Genomic DNA, 21832 nt, shown 5'->3' on the forward strand with positions numbered 1-21832 from the left:
ACCCGCCGTGGAACTCACCGACATCTGGTTCCTGCTCATCGCCGTGCTGTGGACGGGGTACTTCGTCCTGGAGGGCTTCGACTTCGGCGTGGGGATGCTGCTGCCGTTCGTCGGGCGCACCGAGACCGACCGCCGGGTGGCGATCAACACGATCGGACCGGTCTGGGACGGCAACGAGGTCTGGCTGCTCGTCGCCGGCGGCGCGACGTTCGCCGCGTTCCCGGAGTGGTACGCGAGCCTGTTCTCCGGCTTCTTCCCGGCCCTGCTGCTCGTCCTCGTCGCGCTCATCGTGCGCGGGGTGGCGTTCGAGTTCCGCGGCAAGGTCGACAGCGACCGGTGGCGCCGCAACTGGGACCGGGCGATCGTCGTCGGTTCGACCGTGCCCGCCCTGCTGTGGGGCGTCGCGTTCGCCAACATCGTGGCCGGCGTCCCCTGGACGCCGACCACGAGTTCACCGGGTCGCTGCTGACCCTGCTCAACCCCTACGCGCTGCTCGGCGGGCTCGCGACGCTGTCGCTCTTCGCGCTGCACGGCGCGATCTTCCTCGCGCTCAAGACCCACGACGACGTCCGCTCGCGGGCCCGCGGCCTGGCGCACCGCGCCGGACTGGCAGCGGTCGTCCTCGGCGGTGCGTTCCTGGTCTGGACCTTCCTCGCGCACGGACCGTTCTGGACGGTCGTGCCGGTGCTGGTCGCGGCGGCGGCCCTGATCGCGGCGGTCGTGGCCAACCAGCGCGCGCGGGAGGGCTGGGCCTTCCTGCTCACCGCGACCGCGATCGTCGCGGTGACGGTGACCCTGTTCGGCTCGCTCCACCCCGACGTGCTGCCCTCGACCACCGACCCCGCCTTCAGCCTGAACACCACGAACGCCGCGTCGACGCCGTACACCCTGCGGATCATGACCTGGGTGGCGGTCGTCGTCACCCCCGTCGTGCTGGCCTACCAGTCCTGGACGTTCTGGGTGTTCCGCCGCCGCATCGGCGCGGCCGACATCCCGGTCGCGGCCGGGCTGCCCGTCCGCCGCACCCGGAAGGACGAGCCGGTCCGATGAAGCCACTGGACCCGCGGCTGCTGCGGCACGCCTCGGCCGCGCGTCGCTACGTCGTGCTGGCCGCCGCGCTCGCCGTGGCGACCGCGGGCCTGGTGCTCGTCGCGGCCGAACTGCTCGCCCGCGCCGTCGACGCCGCCTTCCTCGGCGGCGCCGGCCTCGACGTGCTGGTCCCGCTGCTGGTGGGCCTGCTCGTCACCGTCACCGCCCGTGCGGTGCTCGCCTGGGCGGGCGAGGTGGCCGCGCACCGGGCCTCCACCGACGTCGTCCGGCAGCTGCGGTCGCGGCTCGTGGCGCACGTGCTGGCGCTCGGGCCGCGGCACCGCGACCTGCCGCCCACCGGCGAGCTGGCCACCCTGGCCGCCCGCGGGCTGGACGGGATGGAGGGCTACTTCAGCCGCTACCTGCCGACCCTGCTCGTCGCAGCCACCGTGCCGGCCGCCGTCGCCGGGCGCATCCTGTTCGCCGACCCGCTGTCGGGGCTGATCGTGGGGCTGACGGTCCCGCTCATCCCGATCTTCATGATCCTCGTCGGGCTGCACACCGAGCGCTCCACCCGCCGGCAGTGGCGCACCCTCGCCGTGCTCGGCCACCACTTCCTCGACCTCGTCGCCGGGATGGACGTGCTCGTGGCCTTCGGTCGGGCCCGCCGCCAGTCCGGGCGGCTGCACGCGCTCGCCGACTCCTACCGGCAGGCCACGATGCGCACCCTGCGGGTCGCGTTCCTGTCCGCCCTCGTGCTCGAGCTGCTCGCTACGCTCTCGGTCGCGCTCGTCGCGGTGTCGGTCGGGCTGCGGCTCGTCGACGGCCGGCTCGACCTCGTCACCGCGCTCGTCGTGCTGATCCTCGTGCCGGAGGTCTACCTCCCGCTGCGCGCCGTCGGCGCCCGCTTCCACGACTCCGCCGAGGGTCTCGCCGCTGCCGCGGAGGTGTTCGCCGTCCTGGAGGTGCCCGTCACCGGGACCGGCCGACGGATCCCGGCTCCGGACCCGTCGCGGCTCCCCGTGCACCTGGAGGCGGTCACCGTGGACGGCCGGGGCGGTCGCGTCCTCGACGGGTTCGACCTCGTCGTGGAGCCCGGCGCCGTGCTCGGGGTGCGGGGTCCGAGCGGGTCCGGCAAGTCCACCCTGGTCGACCTGCTGCTCGGGCTGCGCCGTCCCGACGACGGCCGCGTCACCGTCGGTGGCGTCGACCTCGCCGTCGTCGACCGCGACGCCTGGTCGCGCCGCGTCGCCTGGGTGCCCCAGCGGCCGGTGCTCGTGCGCGGCACCGTGACCGACAACATCCGCCTCGCCGCTCCCGACGCCTCCGACGAGCGGGTGGCGGCCGCCGCGGACGCCGCCGCGCTCGACGTGCCGCTCGACCGGAGTGTCGGTGAGGACGGCGTGGGCCTGTCCACCGGGCAGCAGCGCCGCGTCGCGCTCGCCCGCGCCGTGCTCGCCGACCGTCCGCTCCTGCTGCTCGACGAACCCACCGAGGGCGTCGACGCCGGCACCGAGGCCGCGATCGTCAGGGCGCTGCCGGGCATCGCGGCGGGGCGGACCGTCGTGCTGGTCAGCCACCGCGCCGAGGTGCTGGCCGCGTGCGACCGCGTCGTCACGGTCGACGGCCCGGACCGCGCCGGCCACACCGGACACGTCGACCGCGCCGGCTCTGCTCCCGCGCCGCTCCCCCCGCAGACCCCGACCGCTGCGCCCTCCGCCCCCGGGGCGCCGCGGTCGGGCCCCGTCCCCGCCTCGGCGGCCGGTGCCCTGCGCTGGTCGCTGTCTGCGGCCCGGGGCCAGCGCCGCAGGCTGGTGCTCGCCGCGCTGCTCGGGACACTCGCACTCGGCAGCGGGGTGGCGCTGACGGCCACCTCGGCCTGGCTCATCTCCTCCGCGGCACTCCACCCGCCGGTGCTGGCGCTGATGGTCGCGATCGTCGCCGTCCGCGCCTTCGGCCTCGCCAAGGGCGTGCTCCGCTACGCCGAGCGGCTGGTGTCCCACGATGCCGCCCTGCGTGCGGCCGGTGCGCTGCGCGTGCGGATCTGGGAGGCGCTGGTGCGCCTCGGACCGGCGGCCACCGCGCGCCTGCGCCGCGGGGAGCTGCTGTCCCGCCTGGTCTCCGACGTCGACGCCCAGCAGGACCTGCTGGTGCGGGTGCTGGTGCCGGCCGCGGCCGCCGCCGCGGTGGGGCTGGGGGCCGCCGTCGGGATCGGGCTGCTGCTCCCCGCCGCGGGGCTCGTCGTCGCGGCCGGGGTGCTCGTCGCCGGGGTTCTCGCCCCCGCGGTGGCCGCCCGGGCCGCGCACCGCACGGAGCGGCGGGCCGCCGCCGCCCGCGGCGAGGTCCTCGCCCGGACCGTCGAGCTCGTCGAGGCGGCCCCCGACCTGGTCGCGTTCGGCGCGGCCGCCCGGTTCCGCGACCGGCTCGGTGCCGCCGACGCCCGCCTCGCGGCCCTGCTGCGCCGCGCGGCCACCGCCCGCGGGGTCGGCGCCGGGATCGCCGTGCTTGCGACGGGCGCCACCTCGGTCGCGGCCACCGCGGTCGGCATCGCCGCCGTCCGGGCCGGGACCCTGCCCGGCCCCGCGCTCGCGGTCCTCGCACTGACCCCGCTCGCGCTGGCCGACGTCGTGGCCGGGCTCCCCGACGCTGCGGTCCGGCTGCTCACCGCGCTGCCCGCCGCCCGGCGGCTCGCCGAGCTCGAGGCGCAGCCGGCGACGGTCGCCCGGCCCGCCCCGACCAGTGGGCACCGCGCAGCGGTCCCGTCGCCGTCGGGGTTCACGGCCGACGGGCTCGCCGTGCGCTGGCCCGGCGCCACCACCGACGCCGTCCGTGGTGTCGACCTGGACCTGCGCGCCGGAACGCGACTGGCCGTGACCGGGCCCTCCGGCTCCGGGAAGTCCACCGTCGTCGCCGCCCTCCTGCGCACGCTCGACCCGAGCGCCGGAGCACTGCGCGCCGACGGGCGCGACGTGCGCGAGCTGACCGGGACCGAGGTCCGCAGCGGCATCGCCTGGTGCGGCGCCCGCACCCACCTGTTCGACAGCACGCTGCGCGCCAACCTCGCCCTCGCCGCTCCCGGGGCCTCCGACGAGCATCTGGTCGCGGCCCTGGGACGCGCACGGCTCGGCGACTGGCTGGCCGGCCTGCCCGACGGCCTGGACACCGCGGTCGGCGAGCACGGGGGCACGGTGTCCGGCGGAGAGCGCCAGCGCATCGGCGTCGCCCGCGCGCTGCTCGCCGAGCGCAACGTCCTGGTCCTCGACGAGCCCACCGCCCACCTCGACCCGGCCACCGCGGACGCCCTGGCCGCCGAACTGCTCACCGTCAGCGCGGGTCGTACGGCGCTGATCGTCACCCACCGGCCCGAGCAGACCCCCGGCCTGGCCGAGGTCCGCATCGGCGGCCGGGCCCCGGTTCCCACCGGCTGAGGCGGGACGGGGAACTGAGCCGGCACCGCCCGCCGCGGACCCGGACACCGCGAACAGCACCAGCACGCACCACCGCTGCCCGACCACCGGTCGCGCCTCGTGCGCCCAGCCGACCGGGGAGGTCCGGGCCGACCGGCGCGGTCCCGTGGCGTCGCCGACGTCGCGGAGCACGCCGGCTGGGTCACGACCCCGCCGACGCGCGCGCACACCCCGGCACCCGCCCAGGCCGCGACGCCCCGGCGGCACTGGCGAAAGCCCCGGGCCCGCCGGGCCGTCGGAGGGGCACGAACGGCCAGGTCCGGTGCGTGCCCGTGCCGTCCGGCCCTGGGACCGCCGCCCTTGGGCTCGTTCCGCGACGGCGGAGACACGCCGAGGATGGGTTCGGGATCAGCCCGGCCACCAGAGGAGCGCACATGAACGTCTACGACCACTCCGGCGTCTGCATCGGTACCGCCGACCCGCATGGAGCTGTGGTGGACCACAGCGGTGTTCGTATCGGCACCGTGTCGCCAGACGGACAGGTCACCGACAGCAGCGGGGTCCGGATCGGACGGGTCGCCACGCCCGGGTGAGACGGCGGCACGACCGCGCTGCACCTGGCCAACCTCGGCCGGGCCCAGCACGACGCCGGCGACCCCACCGCCCTGGGCACACTGCAGCGGGCGCTCACCGCTGCCGAGCAGGAGGGCGACCTGCGGCTGCTCGCCGAGATCCGCGTCTCCCTCGCCGAGATCCTCCTGTTCACCGGCGACCGGGCCGCGGCACAGGACCTGCTGCTCGCCACCGACCACTGGTACACCGCGTCAGGGGGCGGTGATGGGGCGGCACGAGCTGAGCGCCTGTTGGCCTCGCTGCGCGTCGAGGGCGCGGCCGTGGGCCGTCCGGCCCGAGATCGGTGACGGTGACCGTGCATGTGGGCGGCCGGGGCGTTGCGCGGGTGCCGGCGTCGACCACGCCGTCACCCTGGAGCCGCACAGCACGCACGCCGACCAACGTTGCTGTTCCTGGCGATCGGGCGTGCAATGGGCCTCGTGGACGACATGTCAGCGGCGGCGACCATCGCCGCTGCCCTCGACCAGGTCGGGTCCCGGCCTACCGGGTGCCGCGGGACGAGCCCGTCGTGGCGCCAGAGATGGGTGACCCGCGCATCCGGCTCGGACCCGGCCGCGTCAAGGACCGGACGGTGATCCCGCTGACCCGCCGGCCCGGGTTCGGCATCACAGGTGACGGGCCCGCGGAGATCCTCAGCGTCTTCGGACGGCCCGGCGAACGCATGGACCTCCGGCCGCCACCTTCGCAGCCCGACAGGCCGGCACGGGAGCGGTGTTCAGGGAGCGACCGATCGTGACGGGTCCGCTGCTGCAGACCAAGCTGCACCTCCCCCGCGGCCGACACGGTCTGGTCGCCCGTCCGCGACTGATCGAGCGTCTGACCCGTGGTTCCGGGTCGGTGTTGACGCTCGTATCGGCTCCGGCCGGATTCGGCAAGACGACACTGCTGACGGAGTGGATCGCGGCCGACGGCCGCCCCGCGGGGTGGCTGTCGCTCGACCGGCGCGACAACGACCCGACCACGTTCTGGACCTACGTGATCACCGCGCTGCGGATGGTGGCGCCCCAGGTCGGTGCCGCTGCGCTGGCACTGCTGGAGTCACCCCGCACCCCGGTCGAGGACGTCCTCGCCACCCTGCTCAACGACCTGTCCACCGTCCCGGACGACGTGGTGCTGGTGCTCGACGACTACCACGTCATCGACGCGCACGAGGTGCACGAGAGCATGGGGTTCCTCCTGGAGCACCTTCCCCCGCAGTTGCACATCGTGATCGCCGGACGCGCCGACCCGGCCCTGCCGCTGGCACGCATGCGGGTCCGGGGTGAGTTGGTCGAGGTCCGCGCCGTCGACCTGCGGTTCACCCCCGACGAGGCCGCGGCCTACCTCACCGGGGTGATGGGACTGGCCCTCACGGCGCACGACGTCTCGACGCTCGAGGGACGCACCGAGGGATGGATCGCCGCGCTGCAGCTGGCGGCGCTGTCGATGCAGGGCCGCGACGACGTCGCCGGCTTCATCGCCGGGTTCGCCGGGGACGACCGGTACATCGTCGACTACCTGGCCGAGGAGGTCCTGGCCCGCCAGCCCGACCACCTCCACCGCTTCCTGCTGCAGACCTCGGCGCTGGAGCGGCTGAGCGGCCCGCTGTGTGATGCGGTCACCGGCCAGGACGGCGGCCACGGTGTGCTGGCGGCGCTGGAGCGGGCGAACCTGTTCCTGGTCCCGCTCGATCACCGCCGCCGGTGGTACCGCTACCACCACCTGTTCGCCGACGTCCTGCGGGCGCACCTGCAGGGCGAGCAGCCCGACAGCGTTCATGAGCTGCACCTGCGGGCGAGCAGCTGGTACGAGCAGAACGGCGAACGGTCGGAGGCGATCCGCCACGCGATGGCCGGCGAGGACTTCGAGCGAGCCGCGGACCTGGTGGAGCTCGCGATCCCCGCAACGCTCCAGGGTCGAAGGGAGACCACCCTGCGTCGCTGGCTCGAGGCGCTCCCCGAGGCCCTGGTCCAGCACAGGCCCGTACTCAGCAACGGCTTCGCCGGATCGCTCATGTCGACCGGCGAGATCGAGGGCGTCGAGGCTCACCTGCTCGACGCCGAGCGGTGGCTGGACACGACGACAGCCGGTCAGGGATCGGATGCCCCGTCGGCAGGGATGGTCGTCGTGGACGACCAGGCGGCTCGTCGCCTTCCCGGTGCGATCGCCGTCCACCGGGCCGGCCAGGCCCTCCTCGTCGGTGATCCGGCCGCCACCAGGACACATGCCCGGCGGGCGCTCGACCTGGTCGATGAGGACGACCACGTCGCTCGTGGAGCGGCAGACGCCCTCCTGGGACTCGCGTGCTGGACGAGCGGGGACCTCGTTGCGGCGCACCGTTGGTACACCGATGCCATGGCGAGTCTGGGGAAGGCCGGGTACCTGTCCGACGTGATCGGTTGCGCCGTCGTCCTGGCCGACATCCGGATCGCGCAAGGCCGACTCCGCGAGGCGATGAGCACCTACGAGCGGGGACTGCAGGTCTCCACCGAACAGGCCGGACCCGTGCTGCGCGGAGTGGCGGACATGCACGTGGGCATGAGCGCGCTGCTGCGCGAACGCGATGATCTCGAATCCGCGATGCGGCACCTGTCGACGAGCAGGGACCTGGGCGAGCACGTCGGTCTACCGCGGAACCGGTACCGCTGGCGGGTCGCCATGGCCGGGGTGCGCGAGTCCGAAGGGGATCTCGGCAGCGCCCTCGACCTGCTGGACGAGGCAGAGCGCCTGTACGTGAGCGACTTCCATCCCGATGTCCGACCGGTTCCGGCATTGCGGGCCCGGCTGTGGATCGCGCAGGGGAGGCTGGGTGAGGCCCTCGACTGGGCGCGTGCGCAGGGTCTGTCGGTCGAGGACGACCTCAGCTACCTGCGCGAGTTCGAACACATCACCCTGGCCAGGGCGCTTCTGGCCCGGTACGAGAGTGAAGGCGCAGAGCGATCGCACGACGAGGCCGTCCGGCTCCTGGGCCGTCTCCTGCGCGCAGCGGAGGACGGGGACAGGACGGGAAGCGTCATCGAGATCACTGTGCTGCAGGCACTCGCGCTCGGGATGCGGGGCGATGTCCCTGCGGCGCTGGCGCCGCTGGAACGCGCCCTCATGCTGGCCGAGCCGGAAGGCCACGTCCGGATCCTGGTCGACGAGGGCCCGCCCATGGCGGTCCTGCTGAGAGCGGCCGCGAAACGCCGCATCGCGCCCAACCACGTCCGGCGCCTGCTGACCGCCTCCGGAGCGACGCAGGACAGGACGACCCCGGGCCAGGTCGTGATCGAACCACTGAGCGAACGTGAACTCGACGTGCTCCGACTGCTCGCCACCGACCTCGGCGGCCCGGACATCGCCCGCCGGCTCATCGTGTCCCTGAACACCGTGCGGACCCACACCAGGAACATCTACGCCAAACTCGGCGTGAACAACCGTCGGGCAGCGGTCCACCGGGCCGAGGAACTCGAACTGTTGGTGCGAACCCGCCACCGCTGACCCCGACCCGTCGTCGTTCACCGAGCAGTGGCGGTTCCCTCATCCGGCCGCACCGAGATGGCCAGCTTTCCCCGGACGCGTCCCGTTTCGAGGTACCGGATCGCCTCCGCCGATGCGCTCAGCGCGTACGTTCGTTCGATGATCGGTGTGAGACTCCCGCCCTCGACGAGCTCTCGCAGGAGATCGAGATCCCCGGAACTCCGCTTCGTGGTGAGCGGGCGCAGGGTCTGGCCGATGAACGCCGACATCACGCTGGCTCCGACCATCCGCTTCAGCGGCCCGAGGAACCGGTCGGTGGAGTCGCCACTGCTCAGTACGAGCCTGCCCGATGGGGTGAGGATGCGCCGGAACGCGCCGGGTGAGGTGGTCCCGGCAAGCTGGAAGACGACGTCGTAGGCCTGATCCAGCGTCGTCAGGTCCTCGCGGGTGTAGTCGATGACGTGGTCAGCCCCTATCGACCGGACGAGTTCCACGTTCCTCGTACTGCACACTCCTGTCACGACCGCGCCGAACGACTTGGCGATCTGGACGGCGAAGCTCCCCACACCACCCGAGGCCCCGATGATCAGGACCCGCTGGCCGGCGCGGACCTCGCCCACATCGCGGAGGCCCTGGAGGGCCGTCATGCCGGCCAAGGGGATGGTGGCCGCCTGCTCGTGGGTCACGTTCGCGGGTTTGAGAGCGAGGAAGCCCGCCGGTGCGGTCACGTACTCGGCGAACGCACCCGCGCCGACGAACCCACAGACCTCGTCCCCTGGTCGGAACCGGGTCGTGCCGGCGCCGACGGCCTGAACCTCGCCGGAGACGTCGCTACCGAGAACGAGGTTCTTCGGCGTCCGCAGCCCGGCCCCGGCCAGACGGGAGATGTACGGCAGGCCTCGCATGAAGTGCCAGTCCCACGGGTTCGGGGAGGCCGCGGCGACCCGGATGAGGACCTCACCGGGTGCCGGCTCCGGTCGGGGAACGTCGCTGAATTCCAGGACGTCTGCCGAACCGAACTCGACCTGGGTGATCGCCTTCATGATCTTCCTCCATCGATGTCGGTGTCCGGGCAGTGGCCGTGCCGTGGTCCGCTGACGGCCTGCACCGAGATCAACGTGACTCCCAGATCGCGGATCCGGTCGAGCAGGCCGTGGAGCGCGGCTTGGTCGACGACGGGACCCCGCATCGTGGTCGTGCCGTCACTCTCGCGGGTGAGGGTCGAGCCGCCGAACCAGGCGGACCAGTGATCGTCGAGGTGTCCACCCACGCGCATCTCGTAGCGGGCGGGCTCCCGCTCGTCCGGGGACGGCCCGCTCATGAGTGCTGCGCATATCTGCGCGTGTGCGAGCGAGGTGCCCTGTTCTTCCGGATGGCCCACTCCGCCACGGTGAGGTTGAGCGCCCAGCCCGCTCCGGAGAGCAGGGCCGTGCTGAGCTCCCCCGTACCGAAGACGGTCGCGCCGATCCCCAGCGTGAACGCCTGCGTGCCGGCAGCGAGCGCGATCGCGTAGGCGCGGATCATCCAGGTCCGGTGCCTCGTCACGTCCCGCCGCCGGATCGCGGTGAACCCCACGACGATGCTCGCCAGCATCGCCGAGGCGAAGACCAGCCGGAACAGGTACAGGAGCTCACCCGACCCCGGCCGAGCGTGGAACTGGTTGAGCCACAGGGCCGAGAGGGCCACGGCCAGGCCCGACAGCACCAGGAGCCGTCCGGCGGCGCGGTGCCAGCCAGGGTGACGCCGCCGGATGCCGGCGGAGAACTGGAACGCGCCGAGGACGGCGTAGAGGCTGGCACTGACGATGTGCACGGCGACGGGCACGGGAGACGCGACGTACCCGGGGTTGACCGGGAGAACCGCCGGCCCGCCCCACAGCTCCACCATCCGTGCGGAGCCGGAGACGATCGGGACGATGCCGAGCAGGACCAGGCCGGCCGGGACCAGCCAGGTCGGCCTCCGCTTCCTGGGTGGGGCGTTGCCGACACCCCGGGCAGGATCCGCCGGAGGTCGGTGACCCTGTCGGTCCACGAGTGCTCTGCGTTCCACGGTCACCGCGCTCGTGCCGGTTCGGGCCGGGACGCGCCGGCGCCGGTCGTCGGGTCGGTGGCGGCCGCGCGCTGCTCACGCCAGAGCGAGAACCCGAGTCCGGCCAGCGCGATCCCGACCGGGACACCGGTCAGCCGGTCGACGGCGGGCGGCAGCAGCGGCAGCACGAGGGCCAGAGCCGTCCCGGCGGCGAGCAGCAGGGCGGCCCAGCGCGCGAGGATGCCGGCCCGGAAGAGCGCGACACCGAACAGCAGTCCGCCGAGCACGTAGGTAGCGCCCGTCATCAGGTTGACCGTCACGAGGGCCCACACGCTGCCGACGATCACACCACCGGTGGGGATCGCGAGGAAGTCGCTGACGAACCCGGGCGCCTGGTCGGCCAGGTACGGCAGGACGAAGGCCTCAGCGAACTGGGAGGCGGTGATGAGCAGGAAGCAGGACCCGAACAGGACGAACCCGACCAGGCCCAGCCGTCCGGTCCGGGTGACCTGTCGGAGGTACATCCCGGAGATCCCGACCAGGGCCAGGGCCGCCATCGCCATGCCCAGGACATGGGTGACCGTCCAGGCGGTCGTGGTGACGGATGCGACGTCGTCGGGCGGGTGGACGACCGCAACGACGATGAACAGCAGGCCCGCCGCGACGGCGGACATGCCGGCCGCCCGGGTGAGCCTGGTGGTGGTGACGGGCATGGACATCATCCGCTCCTCGTGCTGGACCGACGCCGGCTTGTGTCGGCGACGACCCGGAAACTAGGACGCAGTGTGATGAGCCGGCGTCATCACATGCTGTGATTGACGTGGTGATCCTCGGACCACTGCCGCCCTCGGCTTCGATGGACGAGATCTTCCCGGAGCGCGCTGGGCGCTCCACGGGAGTTGGTCACCCAGTGAGTCACTCACCCCGGAGATCAGGCCTCACCCGATGATCAAGCGGGCGGAGAGCTGGTCCGACCACCCTGCTGATGCCGCCGGACGTTTCCGCAGGTCAGACGCGAAACGGGCGGCTCCTCCGTGAAGAGGAACCGCCCGTGTCGACCGTCGGGACGACAGGATGTGAACCTGCGACCCCTTGACCCCCAGGTCGGAGGGATGTTGTCTTCTCCACGTCAATCACGTCGCGCACGTTCCAAGCGGCCGCGAACGTGCAGGTGCCGACGTGGGGTGCAAGGCCGCCGGTCCCCAGCCGGTCCCCAGCAACCTGCCTGAGCAGAACCGGCACACAGCTGGTGGGGATGTCCAAGCCCCTGACGCAGTGACCCGGGATCGCGGACTGCTGCTTCGGCGTGGACCTGAAGGGCGCTCACGCGTAGGGAGCGGCGCTGAGCTTGTCGAGGACATCGCGCATGTGTTCGAGGGTGTGACGAGCATCGAGCTGGTTGCCGGGTTGCGGCACCGGGCCGGCGGCTGGATCGTCGGCTACAGCGATCTTGCCGGCTGCTTCGGCAAGGAGTGTTCTGGCCGCGAGTGCGCCGAAGTCCCCCGCCGTCCGCAAGTATTCGAGTACGCGCGCCGCGTCGTTGAGGCGGTCGAGCGAGGCCATCATGGTGATGAACTCGACCGCGGCGTTTCCGGCGATGTCGGTGTTGCCGGTCCGGAGCAGCTCGTCGACGTGGGAGCGGAGGATCCGGAAGGCTTGTGGCCGGTCCCCACGCCGGAAGGCGGATCGGGCGTCGATGGGCGCGTTCACCGAGATGGTCCGGTCGGGGACGTCGATGTCGGCCGATTCGTCGAACAGCCGATGGGCCCGCTCCGGCTCGCCCTGGAAGAAGGCGGAGTAGCCGAGCAGCGTCAACGCCACGTAGAGCAGGGTCGGCGGGCCGTCTACGCGGTACCGGTCTGCTAGTTCGGAGACGACCGCGTCGTGTTCGGCGAACCGCCCGGTGCTCAGCAGGCCGGACGCTCCCCCGAGCTCCGTGAGAGCCGCGGTGTAGTCGTCGCCGCTGCAGCGGAGCCAGGCCACCGCCTCGGCGCAACACCCGGTCAGCGCCTCCCCGTCGTCGTCGAGTTGAGCGCGCAGGTAGCGGATCAGGGCGTGGTCGGGCTCCCCGTGGCGGCGGACGAGACGCTCGAACCCGTATCGGTCCCCGATCTGCAGGTTCCGACGTGCGGCGACAGCGAGCCAGAAGACGATCTGCTGCTGGTCGGCCGAGGGTGTGAGGCCGAGGATCCGCTCGGCCCAGTCGCTGACTTCGGTCTGGCGTCGCAGGTTGACCTCGCCCGCGATCGGGCGGACGAGGGCTTCGGCCAGCTCGCGGTCACCGGTGGCGCAGGCCCAGTCGAACCCGGCACGGAGGTTGGGCCACAGCTCGGCGAGGCGGGCGACCCCATCGACCTCGGCCGGGCCGACCAGCAAGTGATGGATACAGGTGACCTGGGTCCGGCACCACGTGGCGTGGCGCCGGGCGATCGTCTCGACCTCGCCGTCCTCCGCGAGGCGCTCGCCAGCGTACTCGCGCATGGTCTCCAGGAGCCGGAAGCGCCTCCCGAACGGACCGGACTCGACGGTCAGCATCGACCGCTCGACGAGGTCGCCCAGCAGATCGTCGATGTCGTGGCCGGCCGACCCGTCGTCGTCGGTGGCGACGGTGCGGGCGGCCCCCAGGTCGAAGGCAGCCGTGAAGATCGAGAGCTGCGCGAGGAGCGCCTGCTGGCGATGGGTGAGCAGGTCGTAGGACCACCTGATGGTGGCCCGCAGTGTCCGGTGCCGCTCCGCACCGGTCCGGCGGCCGCCGGTCAGGAGCCGAAGCGGATGGTCGAGCCGGTCGACGAGATCCGCCGGGGTGAGGGTGGTAATGCGCGCGGCGGCCAGCTCGATGGCGAGCGGGATGCCGTCGACCCGGCGGCAGATCTCCTCGATGTGGGCCCGGGAGGCGTGACGGTCGAACGTCGCGGACACGGCCCGGGCCCGCTCGGCGAACAGCTCGGCGCCGGGCCCGGCCGGGTCCAGGGAGGCCACGACGACGAGCCGCTCGTCAGCGACGCCGAGGGCTTCTCGGGACGTGGCCAGGATCCGCGTCCCGGGGCAGGTCGCGGCGACGGCCTGCGCGAACGCCGCCGCGCCGTCGATGACGTGTTCGCAGTTGTCCAGGACGATCAGCGCCGGGCGCGCCCGCAGTGCCGCGGTGATCGACCGGGACACGGTGTGTCCGGTGGTCTCGGTGATCTCCAGGGCGTCGGCCACCGCGCGGGATACGTCGCTCGACGACGTGATCCGGGCCAGCTCGACGAGCCACACGGCGCTGCGGGGATCGACGCCGAGCGCGGCCGCCACGGCGAGGCTGGTCTTACCGATGCCACCCGGCCCCACCAGCGTCACGACCGGGGACTGCGCGAGAGCGTCGGCGACGGCGTCAAGGTCGTCGTCACGGCCGATGAGCCGGCCCGATCGCCACGGGAGGTTCCCGCGCAGGCCGCCCTCGATCCGAGGTGGGGGATGCTCGCCGTCGCCGAGCTGGAACAGGCGGAGCCCGGCCCGGTCGCCGCCGAGGCGGTAGGTACCCAGTTCGGGCAGGTCGTCCCGGTCGAGCAGGGCCGAGGTCACGCCCGACACCAGGGTCTGACCGCCGTGCCCGGCGCCGGCGATCCGTGCCGCCGCGATGACGGCCGGCCCGAAGTAGCCCGTCGCCCGCTCGTCGGTCTCACCGGTGTGCAGCCCGATCCGCAGGGCCACCTCGACCCCGCCGGGCCATGGCTCGCCGCTCACCGCCAGCTGCAGCTCGACCGCCCACGCCGCGGCGTCGTCGGCGCGGTGGAACGCCGCTTCGAAGGACTCGCCGCCGGAGGCGAACAGGTGCCCGCGGTGCCGGGCCACCGCGGCCCGGACGAGCTCGTCGAGACGGGCAATGGCCACGGCCATCTTCTTACGGTGCCTCGCCCACAGCCCCGACGAGTCCGGGATCTCGCAGAAGCCGAACGTCACCGTCCCCGTGGGCCGGCCCCACGGCGCGGCGCCGCCCAGCTGCCCGTCGTGGCCCAGTTGCTCGTCGTGGCCCAGGATCAGGGACTCCAGATCACGCAGGCGGGGACCGGGTTCCACCCCGAGCTGCTCGACGAGGTGCCGCCGCGCGCGCCGGAACGCCGCGAGCGCATCGGCCTGCCGTCCCGCCCGGTACAGGGCTGTCATCAGCAGGCACCACAGTCCTTCGCGGAACGGATGGTTCGCGGTGAGCTCGGTCAGCGGGCCGACGGCCGCCGGTGCGTCGGCTTCGACGTGGCGTGCGAGGTCGAGCTCCACCGCACCCAGCCACCGCTCCACCAGCCCGTCCACCACCGGGGCGAGACCGTGCTCACCGAGACCTGCCAGCGGACTACCCGTCCACTGCGCCAGCGCCGACACGACGTCGCCCGCGTCGAGATGCCGCTGGAACCGGGCCACGTCGACCGCATCGGGTGCCACCGCCAGGCGGTAGGCCGCACCGGTCCGCACGATTGAGCCGGCACCCAGGCCCTTGCGGAGCCGAACGACGTAGGACTGCAGGGTCTTCTCGGCGGTACGAGGGGGATCCTCGCCCCACACCAGCTCCACCAGCCGCGACACCGCGACGGCCGAGCCTGCGGACAGAGCGAGCGCGGCGAGCACGGTGCGGCACTTCGCCGGTCCGACGTCCACCGGTTCTCCGCCGTCGGTGGCGGCACTGACACCGCCGAGAAGACTGATCCGCACCACCGGGCTGCTCCCGCCCTCGGGGACCGAGCGTCCCACAGATCGATCGGCTGAGCCGCGACCGACCGGTGCAACCGCGGCTGCACCGGAACTCCACCGGATCCCGACCCGGCCCAGTCACGGTCTGCACACGGCCGGGGTCCACCGGTCCAGGGCCACACGACCCGACCTCCCGTGAAAGGAACTCCGATGACGAGCTCCACCCAGAATCCGGTCGCACCGAGGGACGCGCAGCCACCCGCTCCGAGCGTAACGCCGGCGGACCGATCGCTTCGCCACGCCGCCATCACCGCGGGAATCGGGCTTCTCGTCATGTCGGTGCTGGGCGGAACCGCCACATTCATCGCGATCAACGGACTGGTGACCCCGGGCGATGCCGCGCAGACGGTAACGGACATCAGCGCGTCCGCGGACCTGTTCCGGGTCGGTATCGCGAGCCTGTTCGTGGTGATCGCGCTCGACGTCGTCGTGGCGTGCGGCCTGTACCGGGTGTTCAGCCCGGTGAGCAGGAGCATCTCGATGGTCGCGGCGGCGTTCCGGCTCGTGTACGCAGGCGTCTACCTCGCGGCCGCCGGCGAACTCCTCGGGGTGCTGCGCCTGCTCGGCGACGACGGCTACCTCTCGGTGATCGACGCAGAGCAGCGGCACGCCCAGGCGTTGCTGGGCGTCACGGCGTTCAACGATCTCTGGATGCTCGGGCTCGGCCTGTTCGGCCTGCACCTGCTCCTCGAGGGCTACCTGGCGAACCGATCGGCTGGTGTTCCGCGGTGGCTGGGCGTCCTGATCGCCGTCGCCGGTCTCGGGTACCTGATCGACACTTTCGGCGTCGTGCTCTCCGCAGGCACGTGGACCCCGGTCGCCATGTTCACGTTCGTCGGTGAGTTCCTCCTGGCGCTGTGGCTGGTGATCCGGGGCCGCCGCATCACCGCGAGCGGGATCGCGGCAACCCGATGAACGGGAGGAGCGACGCAACGCAGACGACCGGCATGACCGACCAGGCGACGGCGACGGCGACGGCGACGGCCAGCATGACCGCGATCGTCCAGGACGAGTACGGCACCGAACCCGAGGGCGTCCTGCGCCTCGCGACGGTCGCCAGGCCGTCGATCCGGGACAACGAGGTCCGGGTGCGGGTGCACGCGGCCAGCGTCGACCGGGGAACGTGGCACGTGATGGCCGGCCTGCCCTATCCCATCCGGGCCGCGGGCTTCGGACTGCCCCGGCCGAAGCATCTCAACCCGGGACGGAGCCTCTCCGGGACCATCGACGCCGTGGGCACCGGCGTGAGCGGCTTCGAGCCGGGCGACGAGGTGTTCGGCATCGGCGCCGGCTCGTTCGCCGAGTACGTCGGCGTCCGCACCGACACGCTCGCAGCCGAACCCTCGAACCTGTCCTTCGAGGAGGCGGCCGCCGTCCCGGTCTCCGCGCTCACCGCACTGCAGGCCGTGCGCGACCACGGACGTGTCCAGACCGGTGAGATGGTACTGATCATCGGCGCCTCGGGCGGTGTAGGCAGCTTCGCCGTGCAGATCGCCAAGGCGTACGGGGCGGAGGTCACCGGCGTGTGCGGCACCGCGGCGGCGACGTCGGTGCGAGGCGCCGGGGCGGATCACGTCATCGACCACACCCGCGCCGATCCCACCGGCGGCTCGCACCGCTACGACGTGATCCTCGACATCGCCGGCAACCGGCGGCTGTCCCGGCTCCGACGCGCCCTCACTCCCACGGGACGGCTCGTGATCGTCGGGGGCGAGACCGACGGCCGGTGGCTGGGCGGCACCGGACGCCAGCTCCGGGCGCTCCTGCTGTCCCCGTTCGTCAGCCAGACGCTGGGCACGTTCGTCACGTCGGAGAACGCCGACGACCTGGCGGTCCTCCGAGGACTCATCGAGTCGGGACGAATCGCGCCCGTGATCGACAGGACGTATCCGCTCGGCGAGGTCCCCACGGCCGTCCGCCACCTGGTCGAGGGCCACCCTCAAGGCAAGATCGTCATCGCGGTGTGGGCACCGGGTCGGGACTGAGGCCCCCACCCTGGCCGGCACCGTTCAGCGGTGCCGGCCGACCCACGTGCGGTCCAGCGTCGAGCGCCTGGCAGCAGCCCATGCGCAAGGGGACGCCAGCTGCGCCGACGAGCCAGTCGATGATCGGCTGTGCCGGGACGACAGCGGCGGGGCCGATCGCAGCCTCACTCAGCTCGGGCAGCGCGCGCGTCGTGCGTCTGATCGCCGCTCCCGAGCGACATCTCGCCATCTGGATCGTGGGATGGATCGCGCTCGCGGCGGCCGTTCTCGGTGTGCTGGTCCCTTGCTCTCCCAGGGTCCGACTGTGATCAGCGACGACGGAGCATGAGCAGCACCCGGCGCCCGAATCCGCGGCGCGGGTCCCGTTCTCGACGAGAGCCAGGGCGAAGTGCGGTTCGATGTGGACCGAGAGTGACGAGCACCCCGACCTCAGGGCAGCTCTGCAGCAGCGCCCGGGCCATCGAGACCTTCGGAGGCGCGGATCGGGGCGGCCGGATATCGACCGCACACGTCAGGCGGGTCCTCGCGGACGCGCTGCAGCAACGCCTGCCCGTCGCCGACCTGGCGGTCACCTGATATTCGGCGTCGGCGAGCACCCGGGAAAGCCTCTTCCGGAACAGTACCGCGTCGTCGGCGACCATCACCCTTACCGGCGCCTGACCACGGGGATCGCTGCGGGTTCAGCAGCAGCGCGCGCACCGCGGGCTCGTTCAGCCCGCCTTGGCGATGAAACCGCGGGCGCCGCGGTCCTGGATCCGGCACCCTTGGTCGGCGCGCGACCGGCTCGCCACGAGCACGACAGACGGAACCTGCGCCGAGGATCGCGGCCACGGCGAAGCCGTCGAGATCCGGGAGCTGCACTTCGAGCAGCACGAGCTCAGGACGCAGCTCACGCGCGAGCGGATCGCCTCCGCCCCATCGGACGCCTCCCCTACCACGAGGAACCCGTCCGCCGTCAGAACGTGACTCGCCATTGAACGGAAGGAGGGGTGGTCGTCCGTAACACCACCCGAACGGCTATTCCCAAGGGTCGCACCGCAGCGGGCCGGATACCTCATCCACGGGCCGCTGCGGTCAGGCCGACGAGATCCGCGCTCACCGCCCAGAGCCGCGCCGCTACGACCTGGTCATAGCTGCGCGCCGACGACCGCCTGAGCCGGTCGCCGGCGACGTAGCGTCCCGACGTCTGCTCGGCGGCGGGAGCGGACGCCAGGTGGATCGACGTGGCGGCGCCCTGGGCCGGGGACTTCATGAGAGGTCGCAGCAACGGGACCAGCACTCGCTGGATGCGTCCGGGGTCTTCGGCCCCGAACGACGTGTTCACCATGCCGGGATGCAGGGCGTTGGCGGTGACGCCACTGCCCCGCAGCCTGCGCGCCAGCTCGTAGGTGAACAGGATGTTCGCGAGCTTGGACTGGTCGTAGGCCCGGGATCCGGAGTAGGACCGCCGGCCCTGCAGGTCGTCGAAGTCGATGCGCCCCGTGGCCTGTGCGGCGGAGGCGACCGTGACCACCCGGGCCGGTGCGCCCTGCGTCAGCCGGTCCAGGAGCAGGCAGGTCAGAAGGAACGGCGCGAGGTGGTTGAGGGCGAAGGTCCGCTCCAGCCCGCCGGCCGTGACGTGACGGGTGTTCCAGAACCCGCCCACGTTGTTGACCAGCACGTCGATCCGGCCCAGGCGCCCGAGCACCTCGCCGGCCAGCCGCCGCACCTGTGCCTGGGAGGACATGTCCGCGACGAACACGTCCACCTGCCCACCGCCCACCGCACGGATCTCGCGGGCCGCGTCCTCGACGCGCCCACGATCCCGGCCGGTGATCGCGACGTGCGCGCCCATCCTGGCCAGGCCCGTCGCGGTCGCCCGGCCGATGCCACTCGTGGCCCCGGTGACCACCACGGTCCGGCCGATCATCGTGCTGCTGCTCGCGTGTTGCACGTCGTGCTCCTCAGGTGGGTCGGGAGACGGGCCGCGCCCGTGTGGCAGCCGGGCACCCGGGCTGACCCTGGGTCAGGTCGCCCATCACCCGGGTCTGCTCGAGAGCGGCGTCGAGCGGGGTGGCGCGCAGGCCGAGCCGGTCGGTGATCTTCGTGCTGTCGACGACGAAGGGCTCCTCGAACTGGTACTGCATCTCCCACAGCGAACGGACCGTCGGGTTCCACAGGCCGAGCAGTCGCAGCAGTGCCGGGGGTGTGCGGCGCAGGCCGGCCCCGGGGTGTCCGGCGAGCCTGTGCACGATCGCCACCAGTTCGCGGGTCGTGCGCGTATCGGGGTCGTTGGGCACGTGCCACGCCTCGCCGGTGACGCCGTCGCGGGTGCCGAGCTCGGCGAGCGCGCGGCCGATGTCGGGGACGAAGGTGTAGGTGTGCGGCTGGTCGGGGTCGCCGAGAACGGTGGCCGGTCGACCACGCCGGGCGGGTCCGAACACCCGGTCGCCGAGGTTGGACTGCCCACCCGCCCCGGGCCCGAAGTAGTCCGACGCCTTCGCGATCACCACTTCGACCCGCCCGGCGCGGTGCTCGGCGAGCAGCTCGGCAGCCATGCGTGACCGCAGCCGGCCCTTCACCGTGTGGGCGCCGTCCGGGAGGGTCTCCCCCAGCGGCCGCCCGCTCGGGCGTCCGTAGTTGTAGACGTTGTCCATGCTGACCATGCGGGCGCCGGTGGCACGGGCCGCGGCCAGCACTCCGGCCTGGAGGGCGGGGAACTCCTCGGGCCACCGGTGGTAGGGCGGGTTGAGTGTCTGGTAGACCACCCGCGCCCCGGCGGCGACAGCCGAGGAGAACGCCGGGTTGGCGGCGTTCCCGGCGACCACCTCGACGCCGTCCGGGGCGGCAGCGTGGCCGGACCGGTTGACCATTCGGACCGACTCGCCGCGGTGGTGCAGCGCAGCGGCGGTGGCGAGCCCGATGGCCCCGGCTCCGAAGATGACGTGTTCGACGTTCATGGTTCCTCCCGGTGGATCAGTCCGTGGAGCACGAGCCCGGAGAGCGCGGAGAAGGTGATGGCCCCGTAGGCGCCGAAGATCGTGAACTGCTCGTCGACGGTGATGCCACCGAGCGTCGTGACGGTCCAACCGAGGGCCCACAGCACGGGGGTCGTCACGGCCCACAGCCAGCGCCGCCGCAGGGTCGACGGGAGGGCGAGCGCCTGGCCGATGCCGAGTGGTACCCCGGTCAGCACACCCATGAGTGCGAGGTCGGCGAGCGAGGTGCGGTAGCCGACCGCGCCGGCTCCGATCGCCAGACCGACCGCCATGCCGAGCGCCGTCGCGGGGATCCAGGTGGTCGCGCGGACCGCGCCGCGCCCGGCGAGGTACTGGCCGGCCCCGAGGACGAGTCCGGTCACCGCTCCCCCGAGCACGGCCGCGACGAGGTCGTCGACCGGCCCGGAGACCGCCCGGCCGGCGAGACCGGCGATCGGGAAGGCGAGGAAGCCTGCGGTCCAGAGCGCCCACGAGCGCAGCAGATCCTGACGTGTCGTGCGCGCGGCGGTCATCGGACCGCGCTCCCGGCGTCGACGCTGCCGATCTCGACCTGGCCGTCTGTCCGGCGGCGGCGCACCACCAGGACGACGGCGAAGACGACGAGCCAGCCGCTCCACAGGATGTAGGCGACGAAGTTGGCCGTATCGACGAGCGGGAGATCCAGGGGGGAGAGCACGCCGGCCAGGATCAGGACCGCCGAGACGGCCCCGAGCACGACGAACAGACGTCCTGCGAACGCGGCACCGAGCGCGGCGAGCACGAGCCCCGTCCACACGGCGGTGAACACGTAACCGCCGGTCTCGCCGATCAGGGTGCCGAGGACGCGGTTGGCGGTGCCGAACGCCTGGCGGGCGGCCGCTGCGGCGGCGGGATCGGCACCGGCCGCTGTCGCCGCCCAGCCGGGCACCAGCAGCGGCCAGCGCAGCAGGCCCACGACCTGCACCACCGCGGCGGCGATGCCCACCGGGACCGACCAGCGCATCGCGCGGGAGTCGGAGAGCCGTCCGACGCCGACCGCGACGGGGGCGAGCATCGCCGCTCCGAGGGCGAGCGCCAGGAACCCGGCGGTCACGGCGAACTGGTCGGCGCGGAAGGCGGCGAGGACGTCGTCGGCGGGTTGTTTGAGGACGTCGGGGTAGTCGAACACGGCGCCGAGGCCGGTGAAGGCCACGTTGACGAGCACGGCGGCCGCGACCATCAGCGCGGCGGTGCGTCGGGTGTCCATGGGTGGTTCCTCGTCTCTCGGGAGTCGGTGCAAGCTGCGGCGATGTGCGCGACGAGCAGGCTGTCGGGGTGGTCGGCGAGGTGGTCGCGAGCCAGCAGCAGGGCCCGGTCGGCGTCCCCGCGCAGGTGTGCGGCGGCCACGGCGACGACCTGGCGGTCACGCCCGCGAACGGCGCATGCGGCCGCTCGTTCCAGTAGCTGCGGCCAGGCCGGGACGACGAGCGCGGCGGCCACGAGCACGGCCGGGTCGTCGCTGGTGCCGGAGCGCTCGGCGAGCACCCCGGTCGCTACCGCGTCTCCGCCGATGAAGCGCCGGATCAGCTGGTCCGAGCAGGTCCTGTCCACGCCGATGAGCATCGGGACAACCGCTGACGATCCGCTGACG

General features: G+C 72.9%; 15 protein-coding genes and 1 pseudogene. 6 read left to right on the top strand and 10 right to left on the bottom strand.

Annotation, left to right across the window (positions count from 1 at the left end; all coding sequences use genetic code 11):
• Positions 1–7 precede the first annotated feature (7 nt).
• From cydB to HOP40_RS27110, 4 genes and pseudogenes are all read left to right on the top strand, one after another.
• Positions 8–1050, top strand: a pseudogene (gene cydB, locus HOP40_RS27095) (cytochrome d ubiquinol oxidase subunit II).
• Positions 1047–4457 (top strand): thiol reductant ABC exporter subunit CydD, encoded by a 3411-nt coding sequence (gene cydD / locus HOP40_RS27100; protein ID WP_172163792.1) that lies wholly within the window; start codon positions 1047–1049, stop codon positions 4455–4457. Before cydB ends, cydD begins: the two are co-directional and overlap by 4 nt.
• A 413-nt stretch (positions 4458–4870) precedes the next feature.
• Positions 4871–5029 carry a hypothetical protein gene (locus HOP40_RS27105; protein ID WP_172163795.1) on the top strand — a complete coding sequence of 53 codons (159 nt, stop codon included), beginning with the start codon at positions 4871–4873 and terminating at the stop codon, positions 5027–5029.
• A gap of 772 nt (positions 5030–5801) precedes the next feature.
• The gene (locus HOP40_RS27110; RefSeq protein ID WP_172163798.1) at positions 5802–8528 is read left to right on the top strand and encodes a winged helix-turn-helix domain-containing protein; all 2727 of its coding nucleotides are present in this window, start codon (positions 5802–5804) and stop codon (positions 8526–8528) included.
• Positions 8529–8545: 17 nt separating this feature from the next.
• On the opposite strand, the gene HOP40_RS27115 is transcribed toward HOP40_RS27110, so the two are convergent.
• The 5 genes from HOP40_RS27115 to HOP40_RS27135 form a co-directional block, all read right to left on the bottom strand.
• Positions 8546–9550: an NAD(P)-dependent alcohol dehydrogenase gene (locus tag HOP40_RS27115; protein WP_172163801.1), complete on the bottom strand. Its 1005-nt coding sequence runs from the start codon at positions 9548–9550 to the stop codon at positions 8546–8548.
• Positions 9547–9828: a hypothetical protein gene (locus HOP40_RS27120; protein ID WP_172163804.1), complete on the bottom strand. Its 282-nt coding sequence runs from the start codon at positions 9826–9828 to the stop codon at positions 9547–9549. The genes HOP40_RS27115 and HOP40_RS27120 overlap by 4 nt, the downstream gene beginning before the upstream one ends.
• On the bottom strand, positions 9825–10319 hold the full coding sequence (locus tag HOP40_RS27125; protein WP_240157298.1) for a DUF2306 domain-containing protein: 495 nt from the start codon (positions 10317–10319) through the stop codon (positions 9825–9827). Before HOP40_RS27125 ends, HOP40_RS27120 begins: the two co-directional genes overlap by 4 nt.
• A gap of 239 nt (positions 10320–10558) precedes the next feature.
• Positions 10559–11254, bottom strand: coding sequence for a hypothetical protein (locus HOP40_RS27130; RefSeq protein ID WP_205346935.1), 696 nt, complete (start codon positions 11252–11254; stop codon positions 10559–10561).
• Between the two features lie 604 nt (positions 11255–11858).
• Positions 11859–15167, bottom strand: a complete 3309-nt coding sequence (locus HOP40_RS27135; protein ID WP_205346936.1) for an AfsR/SARP family transcriptional regulator — start codon at positions 15165–15167, stop codon at positions 11859–11861.
• Positions 15168–15410: 243 nt separating this feature from the next.
• On the opposite strand from HOP40_RS27135, the gene HOP40_RS27140 reads away from it, so the two are divergent.
• Positions 15411–16175, top strand: coding sequence for a DUF4386 domain-containing protein (locus tag HOP40_RS27140; RefSeq protein WP_172163810.1), 765 nt, complete (start codon positions 15411–15413; stop codon positions 16173–16175).
• A 32-nt stretch (positions 16176–16207) separates the two neighbouring features.
• Positions 16208–17245, top strand: coding sequence for an NAD(P)-dependent alcohol dehydrogenase (locus HOP40_RS27145; protein WP_240157299.1), 1038 nt, complete (start codon positions 16208–16210; stop codon positions 17243–17245).
• Between the two features lie 1054 nt (positions 17246–18299).
• Here the strand turns inward: HOP40_RS27145 and HOP40_RS27150 are convergent.
• Genes HOP40_RS27150 through HOP40_RS27170 form a run of 5 tightly spaced genes read right to left on the bottom strand, consistent with a single transcriptional unit; the run spans position 18300 to position 21792 of the window.
• Positions 18300–19178, bottom strand: a complete 879-nt coding sequence (locus HOP40_RS27150; protein WP_205346937.1) for an SDR family oxidoreductase — start codon at positions 19176–19178, stop codon at positions 18300–18302.
• A gap of 10 nt (positions 19179–19188) precedes the next feature.
• Entirely contained in the window at positions 19189–20184 is a 996-nt protein-coding gene (locus tag HOP40_RS27155; protein ID WP_172163813.1) for an NAD-dependent epimerase/dehydratase family protein, read from the bottom strand.
• The gene (locus HOP40_RS27160; protein ID WP_172163817.1) at positions 20181–20735 is read right to left on the bottom strand and encodes a hypothetical protein; all 555 of its coding nucleotides are present in this window, start codon (positions 20733–20735) and stop codon (positions 20181–20183) included. Before HOP40_RS27160 ends, HOP40_RS27155 begins: the two co-directional genes overlap by 4 nt.
• A complete protein-coding gene (locus tag HOP40_RS27165) occupies positions 20732–21448 on the bottom strand; it encodes a DUF4386 family protein (RefSeq protein ID WP_172163820.1) in 717 nt (238 codons plus the stop codon). Before HOP40_RS27165 ends, HOP40_RS27160 begins: the two co-directional genes overlap by 4 nt.
• Complete coding sequence (locus HOP40_RS27170) at positions 21421–21792, bottom strand: hypothetical protein (RefSeq protein WP_172163823.1); 372 nt, start codon at positions 21790–21792, stop codon at positions 21421–21423. The genes HOP40_RS27165 and HOP40_RS27170 overlap by 28 nt, the downstream gene beginning before the upstream one ends.
• Between the last annotated feature and the right edge of the window lie 40 nt (positions 21793–21832).

The organism is Pseudonocardia broussonetiae (assembly GCF_013155125.1).
GTDB classification, from domain to species: Bacteria; Actinomycetota; Actinomycetes; order Mycobacteriales; family Pseudonocardiaceae; genus Pseudonocardia; species Pseudonocardia broussonetiae.